We start from the raw sequence: 14,400 nt of genomic DNA on the forward strand, positions 1-14,400 counted from the left end.
GGCCGCCGTGGACCGGCCCGCCTCGCCGGGCGTCGTCCGGTACTCGCCCGTCCCCGGCCGGATGATCGCCTTCCCGAGCTGGCAGGCGCCCCGGATGGTGGCGGCGCCGGCCGGCGCGCGGACGCGGATCGCCGTCGCCTGGACCATCTCCTACGCCCGGGGACGGGCGTCATGACGCTCACCGTTCCCGCGCCCGTCCCGTCCTCCGGCAGCGTCCGGCGCAGTTGCGGCGCCGCCGGGACCGCCGTCCGGCAGCACTGGGGGACGCCCGTCGCGTTCGCCACGCTCGACCCCGCCGGGCTGCTGTCGCCGTCCGCGGCCGCCATCGGAGCAGACGGGCCGCCGGTCGAGTCCGTCCCGCCGGGCGAGGCTGTCACCGACCCGGAGGCGCTCGCCGCGCAGTTCCGCGCCTCGTTCGACGCGCTCGCCGCCGCCCACGGGCCCGGTCTCGCGTCCCCGGTCGGCCGCGTCGACGTCGCCGTGCGGATCTGGCGGCACGGCCACGCGGCGCCCGCCGCCGCGCATCCCGCCGACATGGTCGGATGGTGGGTGCTCGACGCGAGCCCCGCCCCCGCGCACTCCGAGTCCGGCGCGCTGGCCTTCGCCGACCCCCGGGACGGCACGGAGGCGGCGGCGCTGCCCGGCCGCCCCTGGGGCCGCCGCCTGCTGGTCCGGCCGGTGCCCGGCGCGCACGTCGCCGTCCCCGGCTGGCTCGCCGCCGCGGTGATGCCCGTGGCGCGCGGCCAGCACGTCCTCGTGGCCGTCGCCTCGACCGTCCGGTGATCACCGGGAGGGCGCCCGCGTAGGGTGGGTGCCATGCCGGAGACGCCGTCCCGACCCGAGCCCTTCGTCCAGCGGACCGACCCGGCGGCGCTCGCCGACCTGCGCGCCCGCCTGCGCGCCACGCGCTGGCCGGACGCGCCCGAGGACGCCGGGTGGTCGCTCGGCGCCGACGTCGGCTACCTCCGCGAACTCGTCGCCTACTGGGCGGACGGCTTCGACTGGGCCGCCCAGGAGGAGGCGCTCGCCCGGCTCCCCCGGTACCGCGTCCGGGTCGGCGGGATCGGGATCCACGTCCTGCACGCCCGGGCGGCGGCGCCGTCCGGGCCCGTGCTGCCGCTCGTCCTCGGGCACGGCTGGCCGGACTCGTTCTGGCGGTACACGAAGGTCGTCCCGCTGCTCACCGATCCCGGCGCGCACGGCGCCGACCCCGCCGACGCGTTCGACGTGGTCGTGCCCGACATGCCCGGGTTCGGGTACTCCGACCGGCCGACCGGGCCGCCGCTCGACTCCGTCGCGGTGGCCGGGCTGTGGGCGGAGCTGATGGACGTCCTCGGGTACCGCCGGTTCGGCGCCTCGGGCGGGGATCTCGGCAGCCACGTGAGCCGCTACCTGGCGCTCGACCACCCCGACCGGGTGGTCGCCGTCCACCGCACGGACGGCGGGCTGCCCGTCTTCGGCGGCGACCCGGCCGAGCTCACGCCCGAGGAGCGCGACTGGTTCGCCGACGTGGCGGCCTGGGGCGCGGCGGAGGGCGCGTACGCCGCCGTCCACCGCACCAAGCCGCAGACCGCCGCGTTCGGGCTCACCGACTCGCCCGCCGGGCTGGCCGCGTGGATCGTCGAGAAGCTCCGGTCGTGGAGCGACTGCGACGGGGACGTCGAGAACAGCTTCACCAAGGACGAGATCCTCACGAACGTGATGATCTACTGGCTCACCGGGACGATCGGCTCGTCCATGCGGATGTACCAGGCCAACGCGGCGATCCCGGTCGAGCAGCACGCCCGGCGGGTCGAGGTCCCGTCCGGCTTCTCGCTGTTCGCGGGCGACGTCCTGCGCCCCCCGCGGGCCTGGCTGGAACGCACGACCAATCTGGTGCGCCTTTCCGAACCGGCCCGCGGCGGGCATTTCGCGCCGTTCGAGGAACCCGAACTCTACGCCGCGGAACTCCGCGAGTTCTTCCGCCCTTACCGGAAGGAATGGGCGTAGCGCGCATCCGGGTTCTCTCCGGGCTTCGGACTCCCGGCTACCGGTTGCCGAGTACGGAGATGAGGCGGGACGTGTCCTCCGTTCCCATTCGGACGAACAGCGGAAGCGCGCCGAGGTCGGCCTTGTACGCCTTGATGTCGCCGCCGCCGATCACCTTGCGGCGCGCCACGTCGTACCAGCGTCCGGGCGGCAGATGGACGGCGCGGGAGGTGCCCTTCGCCAGCACCGGAGCGGCCAGCAGCGAATCGCCGAGCAGCCATTCGTCGGAGATCGAATAGCCGGCGCGGTCGTCCGGGAAGGCGAAGAACAGCGGCTTCATGATGGGCTCGCCGGTCGCCACCGCCCCCTTCACCTGATCCTGGATGTAGGGGTTGAGGGCCTTGTGCAGGCGCATCGCCGCCGTGTAGTGCCGCGCGACCTCCGGCGGATAGGTGACCCATTTCTTGTTGACCTGGTCGTACACCCGGATGGGCGAGGTCGAGGAGTAGACCAGCGGCATGGCGGCGGCGGCCTGCGCCCAGCGGACGAGGACGTCCTTCGACGGCGGCGGCTGGCCCATCGAACCGCCGATCATGTCGGTCTCCACGAACGGGTATCCGACGGTCGAGACGGCGAGGTTCTGATTGACCGCCGCCCGCAGCGAGGGGAAGTCGGTGCCCTTGTCGAGCATGCGGGTGACGAAGCCGTACTTCTGCGCGCCGGTCCAGTGCACGCGGACGCCGACGCTCTGCTGGTCGAACCCGTCGGCGAGCTCGGCGCCGAGGCGGCGGTAGTCGGCGGCGGTCAGGCCCTTGGCCGGGGCGCAGCCCTCGTCGAAGAACCGGGTGTCGAACTTGAAGCCGTCGATGCCGTATCTGCGCTGCAGGTCGCGGAGGTTGTTCTCGTACCAGCGGTAGGCGGCCGCGTTCCCGAGGTCGATGAGCCCGGCCTCGCCGTTCCACCACGTGACGACGCACGGTTTCGACGGGTCCCCCTTCGACTTGAGGAGGTAGCCCTTCTGCTTGGCGATCGCGTAGTTGTCGGCGTCCATGTTGATCCATTGCGTGACCCACACGCCGAAGCGGTAGTTCATCTTGTGGATCTCGTCCGACATCGCCTTCGGATCGGGGAACTTGTCGTTGAAGACGAAGTCGCCGTAGTGCTTCATCCAGCCGGAGTCGAGCGACATCGTGTGGCCGGGCAGGCCCTTGGCGTGGAGGCTGCGGGCGTATTCCAGGAAGCTCTTCTGGTCGACGTCGTTGTAGAACTGCGCCCAGGAGTTCCAGAGCGGGCTCTCGAACTGGTCGGGGGGCGCGTCGCTCTTCTCGGGCTTGCCCGCGATGCCGATGTAGTCCTGGTAGACGGCGCGGGGCGTCGGCTCGACGAACACGGTCGCCTTGAGCGAGGACGTGTCGGCGACACTGAGGTCGGCGACGCCCTTCTGCTCGCGCCCGAGGGACACGTGCATCAGGTTGCCGGTGTCGACGTAGATCCCGGCCGCGGACTGCGTGAACCAGAACGGCTCGACCATCAGGTAGGACGCCGGGCCGAACGCGGGGTCGTTGACCTGCTCCTTGCCGCGCGCGGCGTCCAGCGGCCACGGCTGGAGGAGGTGGGGGTCGCCCTCGGCGTCGGACCTGGCCTCGCCCTGGCCGTACCAGTGCCCGGCGGAGGCGAGGTCGAAGTGCACGCCGACGCGGGTCGCCTTCACGCCCTGGACCGAGGTCTCCAGCCCGTACCGGTCGGCCTCCGGCCTGATCTTCACGCGCAGGGTGGCGCGCCGGTCGGTCGTCGCCACGGTCAGGTCGAGGACGCCGTTGGTCAGGGCGAACTTGGTGACGGACGTGGGCCTCGTCCGGCCCTTCAGCCCGGTGAAGTCGAACGCTCCGCTGCCGGCGGTGGCGAGGACGGTCCGCCCGGCGCGCTTGGTCGTGAGGGAGAACGGCGACACACCGACCACGACCGAGTAGTCGCCGTTCGTGAGGGTGAGATCGTCGCCGCTGCGCCGGAGCTCGGGCCCGGCCGCGGCGGCGGGAACGGCGGCGACCAGCGGCGGGGCCAGGGCCAGACAGGCAAGAACGCGTAAGAGACGCTTCCGCGACACGGACACCTCGCAGGTGACGGAGCGGGTCCCCCGAGTTGACCTGCTCATTTGTGTGTGCTTTAGACAATTTGCAAGCATAAATGGATACAAACGAGCGATCAACAAGCATTGTCAGGCAGATCCGGGACTGGCCGGATTCGGCATACTGTCCCCGTGGAGGCGCCCCATGGGGATCGGACGATGGCGGGCCGAGCGCCTGGTCAGGCTGGCCGCGGAGCCGGGCGGCGCGGCGCGGCTGGACGCCCTGGCCCGGCGCGCCGCCGCGGGCGGTCCGGAACTGGCCCTGCTCGTCGCGGTCGCGGTCCGGGATGAGCACCGCGCGCACCCGCTGCGCGCCTGGGCACGGGACCTGATCCCGCGCGTCTGGGCCCGGCGGCGCGATCGGAGGCTGCGCGCGGTCGTGCGGAGGCACCGCCTCCTGCCGGACGGCGGCCCCGCCCGCCGCACGGTCGCGGCCCTGCACGGCCGCCTGCTCGAACACTGGGACGACGGCGCCGGACAGGCGGTCCCCGCCCTGCTCACCGACCCCGACCGCGACGTGCGCGAGGGCGCGCGGCACGCGTGCGGCGCGGCCGCCGAGCCGGTGCTCGGCGCGCTGTGGCGGACCGCCGCAGAGGCGTCCGGCGACGGCCGCCGCGCCATGCTGGACGCCCTGTCGCGCAACCCCCGTCCGCTCGCCGGTCCGACGCTCGCGCACGCCTGGCGGTGCTGGATCGACGGGCCCACGCCGGAGCTGTGGGCCCGCCTCCGCGAGACCGGGCAGGAGGCGCCCGGCGGCGGCGACGTCGCCAGGCTCAGCGCGCTGGCGCTCGGCACGGCCGCGCCGGACGAGCTGTGCCGCGCCGTCCTCGCCGACCGCACGCCCGAGCACGTCCGGCGGCTCGTCGCGCGGACCTGCGCCGAGCGCGGGCTCGTCCCGGACGACGCCCTGGAGCGCGCCGCGTTCCTGCTGCTCAGCGGCCGGACGGCGGAGTACCGGGCGGCCGACCCCGACGGCGGCCTGCTGGCGGTCGGCTACGCGGGCGGCTCGGCCGGGCTGCGCGCCCGGGTGCGCTCCGCCGTCGCGGGCGACCTCGACCTCGTGCGGGTCCTCGCCGCCACCGCGCCGCCGCGGGCGATGAGCGTCCGCGAGCGGGGCTTCCTCGCCGGGCGGCTGGCCGCCGAGGAGGCGTGGCCCGACCTGTGGCGGCTCGCCCGCGACCTCCCGCTCGCCGAGGCGATCGAGGCGGTCCGGCCGGTCCGCGGGTGGTGCCCGCCGGGGCTGCCGCGCGACGCGTTCGAGCGGTTGCGCGCGATGCCGTCCGACCGCGTCCGGGCCGCGCTGTCCTCGTTCTCGCTGCGCGGGCCGCTGCGTCCCGTGCACGACGTCACGGTCGTCGAACGGTGCGCCCTCTCCCCGGACGGGACGCGCCTCGCCGTCACCGGCCGGAGCCGGACCACGGGCGCCCAGGTCCTCGTGGACCACGCCCTGCCCGGAGGGGCGGTCGTCGCGTCGTACACCAGCGAGGGCCGCACCGAGCAGTGGCGGAGCCTGGTCCACACCGGCGACGAGGTGATCGCGATCGTGGGGCACCCGGCCGGGCGGCTCGTCCGCTACCGGGACGGCGGACGCCATCTCCTGATCGACCCGCCGCACATCCCCGGGCACGTCCGCGACGACATCTGCGCCGTCGCGCTCGCGCCCGACGGGACCCTCGCCGCCGCGAGCCTGCTCGACCTGCACCTCTTCGCGCCGCCCTACGACGGGACGCGGCGCACCGTCCCGTTCGCCGGCCTCGGGCTGGCGGACGTGTGGGGCTTCGCGCTGGCCGTGGAGCCCCGGACCGGGCTGATCGCCGTGGGCGGCGCCGCGCCCGCCGTGCTGGACGCGCGGGCCGAGACGCTCGTCGCGCGCGGGGACGGCGACCGCGCGCGGACCGAGGGCGCGGTCTTCACCGGTCCGGACCGCCTGGTGACGACGGGCATGTCCGGCGGCCTGACCCGCTGGCGCCTCGCGGACGGCGCGCTGCTCCCCGAGACGTCCCGCACCTATGGCGGCGGCGGCCCCTCCCTGACCTCATTGCCTGCGCACGGCCGGATCTGGGCCCGGTCGGGGGACGTCTACGTCGACGCGGAAACCCTGCGCGAGACCGGCCCGCCCGACGGGTCGCGCCCCGACCGGCTGTCGGTCTGGGCCACGCCGTCGGGCCGGCACTTCGCGGTCGCGGGGCTCGACGGGCTCGACGTCCACGGCCCGTACCGGGACGCGGCGGCACGGCTGCTCGACCGCCCGCTGGCGGACCTCGTCCCCGGCGACCTGGACCGCGCGGACGCCCTCCTCGCGTCCGGCCGCTACGACGGCGACGCGGCCGAACTCCTGGCGCTGCTCCGCATCTGCCTGGAAGAACGCTACGGAACCGAGGTCGCCCTAGGCCCCGCGACGTCTCTCGCCGCCGAAACCGACATAGCCCTGAGCACCGACTAGCAGAACGAGCCGACGATCACCTTCGGCGCGAATTCGGCTGTCCGGTTATGGTTTTTGGAGCACCACCACAAGGCGCGGACCGGGCGAAATGCGGCTCGCCGTCTTGATCACGGTTCCGTTGCGGAGAGGTGCGCCATTCTTGTCGATATTGGGGTGATTACGTAGATTCACCCGGAACGGGGGCCCTGTTCTCTCGCGGCGCCGTCGTCCGTTCGCGTGCGGCCCGGGATCCGGGCCCGGCCGGCGGGCGCGGCCCCTTATCTCCTTGAGGAGACGCCATGTCCGAGGTCAACCGACGCGACCTGCTGGCCGGAGCGGCGGCCTTCGCCGGGTTCGCGACCGTCGGCCTGCTCCCCGGCACCGCGGCAGCCGCGACCCGGCGACGCCCCGGTGCCCTCCGCCCGCCCTCCCTCACCGTCGGTGACAAGGCCGTCGTCGCCCGCGTCGACGCCCGCCGGGCGCTGCGGCACCTGAAGGTGCTGAGCGACGAGATCGGCTGGCGCGTCGCCGGGACCCGGTCCGAGCACCGCGCCGCCCGCTACATCGCCGACGAACTGCGCGACCTCGGGTACGAGGTCGAGCTGCAGCCGTTCCCCGTCGCGGACAAGTACCTCGCGGAGATCCACGCGCGGGGCGAGCGGCCGTGGCAGTCCAGCGCGTCCCCGCAGGCCGCCGTCGGCTCGGTGGACGGCCGGGTCGTCGACTTCGGCCCGGCCACCGAGGTCACCGGCGACGTCCGCGGGAGGCTCGTGCTGTTCGACCGCGTGGCCGGGAAGGAGACCGACCAGGCGAAGGCCGCCGCGGGCGCGGGCGCCGCCGCCGTGCTGATCGCCAACGTGCGCTCGACCACCTACCCCGAGCGCAAGGCCGCGTCGTTCGCGCCCGTCCTGGCCGAGCCGGTCGCGATCCCCGTGCTGGGCCTCGCCGAGTACCACGGCGAGCGGATCCGCGCGGGCGCGCGGCGGCTGTCCTTCGACGTCACGGCGCACACCGGGCTGACGTCCCACAACGTGCTGGCCGAGCGGAAGGCGACGCTGCCGAACCCGGAGGGCAGGGCGGTCATCGTCAGCGCCCACTACGACACGGTGCCGGGGTCGCCGGGCGCCAACGACGACGGCAGCGGGACGGTCCTGTGCCTGGAGCTGGCGCGGGTCCTGCGCCGGCTTCCGACGCAGCAGGCGGTCCGCATCTGCCTGTGGGGCGCGGAGGAGTACGGCCTGGTCGGCGCCCGGCACTACGTCAAGCAGCTCGACGACGCGGGCGCCAAGCGCATCACCGGGTGCTTCCAGAACGACATGGTCGCCACGAGCAGCCCGCCCGCGGGCACGTACTGGCTCCTGTCGGTGGACGGCGCGAACAACACCACCACCGCCGCGGTGAACGCCGCCGCCGTGCGGCTCGGCTACGTCGACCAGACCAAGGGCCCGACCGCGCGCGGCTCCAGCGACCACGAGGCGTTCTTCGAGCGCGGCATCGCCGCGGGCAACTTCAGCTGGCGCGGCGGCGAGGCGCCGAGCCAGCTCGAACCCGTCTACCACACGCCCGAGGACAGGATCGTCCAGAACGTCAGCCTTGACCGGCTGCAGGTGTCGCTCGAACTGATCGGCTGCGCCGCCTACGACGTGGCCCGCCGCAAATAGCGGCCGTCCGTGGATGCGGGGACGGGCCGGGCCCGTCCCCGCATCCGTCGGCTCGGACGGCCGTCACGTCTGGAACAGGCGGCTTTCGGCGATCCGGCCGTCGTGGCTCGGGACCACTTCGCAGTCCAGCCCCGCGACGTACTCGAAGGTCTCGTAGCACTCGAACAGATTGGTGTGAATGGTCGGCGCGACGCATTTCCGCCAATCGCTCGCGTCCCAGTTCTCGTAGACGCCGATCGCGTCGCCCGCGAGGAGATAGCGGCCGGTGTCCGTTTCGACCAGGACGCCCTGCGAGCCGGGCGTGTGGCCCGGCATCGGGACGACGGTCACCCCCGGGCAGATCTTCTGCTCCCCGGTTATGGCCTCTGTCTTATCCCATGCCGACATCCAGGGGGCCTGGAGTCCGGGCAGTTTCTCATAGGCGCGCTCGTGCACCGGAAGCGGGTTGACCGCGTATTCGAGTTCCCGCCGGTTCACCAGGATGCGGGCGTTGCGGAAAAGGGCGTTGTTCGAGCAGTGGTCCCAGTGCAGATGGGTGTTGACCACGTAGTCGACGTCGTCCGGCTCGATCCCGGACTCGCGGAGGACGCCGGCCGGGGTCTCGTCCGAGTCGCGCACGAAATCGTACGCGTGGTGCCGCCGGACGTAGTCGGGCGCGAGCGTCCCGGTGTCCACGACGATCCGCGTTCCCGCCGCCTCGACGACGAACATGAACATGATGATGTCGATCGTCTCGTCGCTCGCCGACCCGTACACCGCGGCGGGCAGGGGGACGTTCTTCGACCGTCCGACGCGCAGCGCGGTCACCTTCACGCTCATCGCTCCCCCAGCCCGTCGACTCCCAGCCCGTCGACTCCCAGGCTGGCGGCGACTTTGCGCAGGTCGGCGAGGGTGCGTTCGGGGAGCAGCAGCCCGTCGCGGGCGTTGCGCGCCGCCGCCAGGTCCTCGATCTCGCCGGGATAGCGCACTTCCTCCGCCCCTTCGCGCGACCCCGACTTCAGTTCCGCCACCAGTGCCGCCATCCGGTCGCCGAATTCCTGGACGGGGCCGAACGCCGCGATGTCGAGAGCGAGGTACAGGTGCCCCGACCGTCCCCGATGCTCGGATTGGTAAGGCCCATGGACGCCCGAACCGAAACCGCTGCCGCTCAGCACTCCCGAAAGGACGTCCATCATCACCGAGATGCCGTAGCCCTTGTGCCCGGCCATCGGCAGGACCGTGCCGAGCAGCGCCTCCTCCGGGTCGCGCGTCGGCAGGCCTGCGGCGTCCACGGCCCAGCCGTCCGGGATCTCCGTCCCGTGGTTCCGGGCCAGATAGATCTTCCCCCGCGCCACCCCGGTGTTGGCGATGTCGAGGACCATCTGCCGGTCGGCGTCCACGGGCGCCGCGATCGACCACGGGTTGCTGCCGACGAGTTTCCCGCGCCCGCCCCAGGGCGCCATCGCCGGGCTCGAATTCGTCGTCAGGACGCCGACGCAGCCGCGCGGCGGCGCCATTCTCGTGAAGTAGGCGGCGGTGCCGAAATGGTTCGAGTTCCGCACCGCGACGACGCCGACGCCGTGCCGCTTCGCGCGTCCGATCGCCTCCTCCGCCGCGTGCGCGGCGACCACCTGGCCGATGCCGTCGTGCCCGTCCAGGGTCGCGACGGCGCCCGACCCCGCGACGATCTCGCACGTGGTCTCGGCGTTCATCACCCCCGCGCGGAGCCGGTCGACGTACCAGCCGACCCGCAGCACGCCGTGCGACTGGTGGCCCCACAGGTCGGCCTGGACGAGGCTGTCCGCGACGAGCCACGCGTCGTCCGGCGGGACGCCGCACGCGGTGAAGATCCGCGTGGCGGCGTCCCGCAGCTCGTCGGCGGAGACCTGGACGGCCGTGCTCACTTCCGGCCGCCCGCGGGCTCGATCAGGATCAGCCGCTCCTCCGTCATGTCGCGGACGGCGTAGCGGGGGCCCTCCGTCCCGTAGCCGCTGTCCTTCACTCCGCCGTAGGGCATCAGGTCGGCCCGCGTGCTGGACGTCGAGTTGATCACGACGCCGCCCATCCGGAGGCGGCGCGCCGCGACCAGCGCGGTGTCGAGGTCGCGGGTGAAGATGCCCGCCTGGAGTCCGTACGGGGTGTCGTTCACCGCCTCGATCACGGCGTCCACGTCCTCGAACGGGACGACCGACACGACCGGCGCGAACACCTCCTCGCAGAGCAGGCGCGCCTCCGGGGCGACGTCGACCAGGATCGTCGGGGGCATCATCGGGCCCGACCGCTTCCCGCCCGTGACGACCCGCGCGCCCTGGTCGACGGCCGCGTTCACCCACTCCTCGGCCCGCTTCGCGGCGGCCTCGCTGATCATCGGGCCGATGTCGGTCGCCGGGTCCTCCGGGTCGCCGAGGACGAGCTTCGCCGCGGCGGCGGAGAGCTCGTCGAGGAACTGGTCCATGACGTCGGCGTGCACGTACAGGCGCTGCACCGACGTGCAGACCTGGCCCGACTTCCGGAACGCGCCCCGGCTGCACTGCCGCGCGGCCGAGGCGACGTCGGCGTCCCGGCACACGATCGTCGCCGACACGTTGCCGCACTCCATCGTCGCCCGCCGCATGCCGAGCCGCGCGGAGATCGCCTTCCCGGCGGCGGTGCTGCCGGTGAACGTCACGAAGTCGACGCGCTCGTCGTCCACGAGCGCCCGGCCGACCGGGTCGCCCGGGCCGAGCACCAGCCCGATGAGCCCGGCGGGCAGGCCCGCCTCCAGCAGCATCCGGCACAGCGCCGCCGCCGCGATCGGGGTGAACGGCGACGGCTTGACCACCGCCGCGTTCCCCGCCGCGAGCGCGGGCCCGACCTTGTGCGCGACGGTGTTCAGCGGCGAGTTGAACGGCGTGATCGCGCCGACCACGCCCACCGGCTGCCGGATCGTGAACGCCAGCCGGTGCTCGAACCCCGGCGCCGCCTGGATCGGGACGACCGCGCCGTCGATCCGCTTCGCCTCCTCCGCCGACGTCAGCATCGTCTGCACCGCGCGGTCGGTGTCGCCGAGGCAGTCCTTCACGCTGAACCCCGACTCGCGCGCCACGTCCAGCGCGAGCTGCTCGCGGTTCTTCGCGATCGCGTCGGCCACCGCGCGGAGGACCTCGTAGCGCGCCGGGGGGTCGAGCGGCGTGCGGCTCGCGTCCCGCGCGACGGTCACGGCGTCCGCGACCATCTCCGGCGTCGCGTCGTAGGCCAGCGCGATCGGCTCGCCGGTGAACTTGTGGTGCACCGTCCGCTCGTGGTCGCTGCGCAGCCACTCGCCGTTGATCAGGTTCGCGACCGTGGGTAGCCCGGTCATGTCGGCTGTCCTTTCCTCGTCTTCGGCGTCGTCTCGCGCGTGCGCATCGCCCGCGTCCGGGCCGCCTCCGCGACCGGCGACCAGCCGGTGTGCCGCTCGTAGGCGCGCCCGACCCGCAGGACGCGCGCGTCCGCGTGGCGGGGGCCGACGATCTGGAGCCCGGCCGGGAGCCCGGCGCGCGTGAGGCCGCACGGCACGCTCAGCGCCGGCTGCCTGGTCATGTTGAAGGGGTAGGTGTAGGGCGTCCACGACGCCCAGACGCGCGAGCGCTCCGGGGTCGGCCCGTCGGCGCCCGCCTCGAACGCGACCGTCGGCACGGTCGGGGTGATCAGGACGTCGTAGGTCTCGTGGAACCGCGCCATCCGGTACCCGAGGTCGGCGCACACCGCGATCGCGTCCAGGTAGGCCACGGCGGTGATCCCGCGACCGCGCTCGGCGTACTCCAGCATCGCGGGGTCGACGCGGGCGAGGTCGTCCGGGCCGTAGGGGCGCAGCGTCCGGGCGAGCCCGGCGCACCACATCGTCTGGAACGCCTCGACCGGGTCGTCGAAGATCGGCCCGACCTCGGTCACGCGCGCGCCCATCCCGGCGAGGACGTGCACCGCCTCCGCCACCAGCGCCTCGACCTCCGGGTCGTTGCGGCCGTAGCCGAGGTTCGGCGAGTAGCCGATCGACAGGCCCCGCACGCCGTCGTCGATGCCGGCGGCGAAGGAGCCCTCGCGCGGGGGCGGCGCCGCCCAGTCGCGGACGTCCGGACGCGAGATCACGTCCAGCAGCAGCGCCGCGTCCAGCACCGACAGCGTGATCGGCCCGCGGTGCGACAGCGGCCCGTTGCCGCCCGGCGGGTACGCCGGGACGAGGTCGCCGGTCGGCTTGAACCCGACCGTCCCGGTGAAGGCCGCCGGGACGCGCACCGACCCGCCGCCGTCCGTGCCGATCGACCACGTGCCCATCCCGGCCGCGACCGCGGCGGCGGACCCGCCGCTGGACCCGCCGGGGGTCAGCGCCGGGTCCCACGGGCTCCGCGTGATCCCGAACCGGGGCGAGTCGGTGACGCCCTTCCACCCGAACTCCGGCGTCGTGGTCTTCCCGAGCAGGACGGCGCCCGCCTCCCGCAGCCGCGCCACGCCCGGCGAGTCCTCCCGCCACGGGCCCGGGTCGTCGACCAGCCAGCTGCCGCGCAGCGTCGGCCACCCGGCGGTGCGGTCGAGGTCCTTCACCGTGGTGGGGACGCCGTCCGCCGGTCCGCGCTGCGTCCCGGCCGCCCAGCGGGCCTGCGACTCGGCCGCCGCGCGGACCGCGACGTCCTCGCCGACGAGCACGAACGCGTTCAGCTCCGGGTTGCGGGCCGCGATCGCGTCCAGCGCGGCGCGGGTCGCCTCGACCGGCGACAGCTCGCGCCGCTCGTAGGCGCGGGCCAGCTCCGCCGCCGTCATCCCGGCGAGGCCGGACGGCTCCGGCGGCGGGGCGTCCCGCCGGTCAGCCCGCGGCGCCGCCATCGGCCCGCGCACCTCCCGGGGCGAACTCGCCGAAGTCGAACTCGAACTCGGTCAGCTCAGCGACCTCGGCGGCGGTGAACCCCGGCGCGACGTGTTCGAGCCGCCACCCGTCGCCGGTGTGGCGCAGCACGCACAGGTCGGTGACGACGATGTCGACGCAGTTCCGCCCGGTCAGCGGGTACTCGCACTCCTTGACGAGCTTCGGCCGCCCCTTCGAGTCGAGGTGCGTCGTCAGGACCATCACCGTGACGTCGCCCGCGACCAGGTCCATCGCGCCGCCGATGCCCCCGCCGATCATGTTCGGGGTGCTCCAGTTCGCGAGGTTGGCGACGGCGTCGACCTGGAACGCGCCGAGCGCGACGAAGTCGACCTTCCCGCCGCGCACCATCTCGAAGGACGTCACGCTCTCGAAGAACGACGCGCCCTTCTCCAGGTGGACGTACTGCCCGCCCGCGTTGTAGATCTCGGGGTTGTAGTCGTCGCGGGACGCGATCGTCCCGTAGCCGAGCACGCCGTTCTCCGAATGCAGGACGATGTCGCGCCCGGAGATGTAGTTCGAGATGAGCGTCGGGATCCCCAGGCCGAGGTTCATGTAGCTGCCGTTCGGCACGAGCCCCGCCGCGGTCTCCGCCATCTGAAGCCGGGTCAGCCCCTTCTTGCCGTTGTAGGTGCGGGCGCTGTCGGCGCCGCGCCCCTCGCGCGGCGCGGGGTGGTCGTGCGGGACGTCCACCGTCTTGCGCACCACGCGGCTGACGAAGATGCCGGGCAGGCCGATCCGCTCGGGGTCCAGCTCGCCGTCGACGATCTCGTCCACCTCGGCGATGGCGATCTTGGCGCCCTTGGCGAAGGCGGGCATGAAGTTGCGGCCCACGCCCTCGAATTCGAGGTTGCCGAAACGGTCCGCGCGAGAGGCGCGGATGAACGCGTAGTCGACCTTCAATCCCATTTCCAGCACGTGCTCGACGCCGTCGATCACGCGGGTCTCCTTGCCCTCCGCCACGGCGGTGCCGACGGCGGTACGGGTGTAGAACGCGCCGATCCCGGCGCCGCCCGCGCGCAGCCGCTCGACGAGCGTGCCCTGCGGGACGAGCTCCACCTCGATCTCGCCCGCGGCGATCTGCTTCTCGGCCGCCGACGTCGCCTCGCCCGCGCGCGCCGAGAACGACACGATCAACCGGTTGACCTGGTTGTTCTCGATCAGCGTGTTCGAGCGGTAGTCGCCCGTCCCGAGCGAGTTCGCCACGATGCAGAGCCGCCGCGCGCCCTGCTCGCGCAGCGCCACGGTGAGGCTCGTCGGGAAACTGTGCGTCATCCCGAACCCGGCGATCGACACGCTCGCCCCGTCCGGGACGTCCGCGACCGCGGCCTGCGGGGACTCGTACACCTTGTTGATGGTCATCGCCTGA

At 73.6% G+C, this 14,400-nt stretch carries 10 protein-coding genes; 4 read left to right on the plus strand and 6 right to left on the minus strand.

Annotated features, from left to right (window positions below; all coding sequences use genetic code 11):
- The first annotated feature begins 171 nt into the window (after positions 1-171).
- A complete protein-coding gene (locus ACH01S_RS09130; protein ID WP_067887841.1) occupies positions 172-783 on the plus strand; it encodes a hypothetical protein in 612 nt (203 codons plus the stop codon).
- Positions 784-816: 33 nt separating this feature from the next.
- Positions 817-1,989 carry an epoxide hydrolase family protein gene (locus tag ACH01S_RS09135; protein WP_067887844.1) on the plus strand — a complete coding sequence of 391 codons (1,173 nt, stop codon included), beginning with the start codon at positions 817-819 and terminating at the stop codon, positions 1,987-1,989.
- Positions 1,990-2,026: 37 nt separating this feature from the next.
- Here the strand turns inward: ACH01S_RS09135 and ACH01S_RS09140 are convergent, their stop codons facing one another.
- Positions 2,027-4,072, minus strand: coding sequence for a glycoside hydrolase family 31 protein (locus ACH01S_RS09140; RefSeq protein ID WP_218010197.1), 2,046 nt, complete (start codon positions 4,070-4,072; stop codon positions 2,027-2,029).
- A gap of 166 nt (positions 4,073-4,238) precedes the next feature.
- On the opposite strand from ACH01S_RS09140, the gene ACH01S_RS09145 reads away from it, so the two are divergent.
- Entirely contained in the window at positions 4,239-6,536 is a 2,298-nt protein-coding gene (locus tag ACH01S_RS09145; protein ID WP_067887847.1) for a hypothetical protein, read from the plus strand.
- A gap of 278 nt (positions 6,537-6,814) precedes the next feature.
- Positions 6,815-8,176 (plus strand): M28 family peptidase, encoded by a 1,362-nt coding sequence (locus ACH01S_RS09150; protein ID WP_067887851.1) that lies wholly within the window; start codon positions 6,815-6,817, stop codon positions 8,174-8,176.
- A gap of 63 nt (positions 8,177-8,239) precedes the next feature.
- Here the strand turns inward: ACH01S_RS09150 and ACH01S_RS09155 are convergent, their stop codons facing one another.
- From ACH01S_RS09155 to ACH01S_RS09175, 5 genes are read right to left on the minus strand one after another with little or no spacing between them, the layout of a single operon-like run.
- Positions 8,240-8,995 (minus strand): N-acyl homoserine lactonase family protein, encoded by a 756-nt coding sequence (locus ACH01S_RS09155; RefSeq protein WP_067887855.1) that lies wholly within the window; start codon positions 8,993-8,995, stop codon positions 8,240-8,242.
- Positions 8,992-10,059: an Ldh family oxidoreductase gene (locus ACH01S_RS09160; protein ID WP_067887858.1), complete on the minus strand. Its 1,068-nt coding sequence runs from the start codon at positions 10,057-10,059 to the stop codon at positions 8,992-8,994. The genes ACH01S_RS09155 and ACH01S_RS09160 overlap by 4 nt, the downstream gene beginning before the upstream one ends.
- Positions 10,056-11,495, minus strand: coding sequence for an aldehyde dehydrogenase family protein (locus tag ACH01S_RS09165; RefSeq protein WP_067887861.1), 1,440 nt, complete (start codon positions 11,493-11,495; stop codon positions 10,056-10,058). The genes ACH01S_RS09160 and ACH01S_RS09165 overlap by 4 nt, the downstream gene beginning before the upstream one ends.
- Positions 11,492-12,994, minus strand: coding sequence for an amidase (locus tag ACH01S_RS09170; protein ID WP_067887864.1), 1,503 nt, complete (start codon positions 12,992-12,994; stop codon positions 11,492-11,494). Before ACH01S_RS09170 ends, ACH01S_RS09165 begins: the two co-directional genes overlap by 4 nt.
- Positions 12,975-14,393, minus strand: coding sequence for a 3-oxoacid CoA-transferase (locus ACH01S_RS09175; RefSeq protein ID WP_218010198.1), 1,419 nt, complete (start codon positions 14,391-14,393; stop codon positions 12,975-12,977). The genes ACH01S_RS09170 and ACH01S_RS09175 overlap by 20 nt, the downstream gene beginning before the upstream one ends.
- Positions 14,394-14,400: the final 7 nt, after the last annotated feature.

Origin of the sequence: Actinomadura chibensis NBRC 106107 (assembly GCF_001552135.1) — a bacterium.
GTDB classification, from domain to species: Bacteria; Actinomycetota; Actinomycetes; order Streptosporangiales; family Streptosporangiaceae; genus Spirillospora; species Spirillospora chibensis.

Bases quoted from the DNA above. Each gene is read 5' to 3' on its own strand.
- ACH01S_RS09130 (WP_067887841.1), top strand. From the start codon at position 172: ATGACGCTCACCGTTCCCGCGCCCGTCCCGTCCTCCGGCAGCGTCCGG.
- ACH01S_RS09135 (WP_067887844.1), top strand. From the start codon at position 817: ATGCCGGAGACGCCGTCCCGACCCGAGCCCTTCGTCCAGCGGACCGAC.
- ACH01S_RS09145 (WP_067887847.1), top strand. From the start codon at position 4,239: ATGGGGATCGGACGATGGCGGGCCGAGCGCCTGGTCAGGCTGGCCGCG.
- ACH01S_RS09150 (WP_067887851.1), top strand. From the start codon at position 6,815: ATGTCCGAGGTCAACCGACGCGACCTGCTGGCCGGAGCGGCGGCCTTC.
- ACH01S_RS09155 (WP_067887855.1), bottom strand. From the start codon at position 8,995: ATGAGCGTGAAGGTGACCGCGCTGCGCGTCGGACGGTCGAAGAACGTC.
- ACH01S_RS09165 (WP_067887861.1), bottom strand. From the start codon at position 11,495: ATGACCGGGCTACCCACGGTCGCGAACCTGATCAACGGCGAGTGGCTG.
- ACH01S_RS09170 (WP_067887864.1), bottom strand. From the start codon at position 12,994: ATGGCGGCGCCGCGGGCTGACCGGCGGGACGCCCCGCCGCCGGAGCCG.
- ACH01S_RS09175 (WP_218010198.1), bottom strand. From the start codon at position 14,393: ATGACCATCAACAAGGTGTACGAGTCCCCGCAGGCCGCGGTCGCGGAC.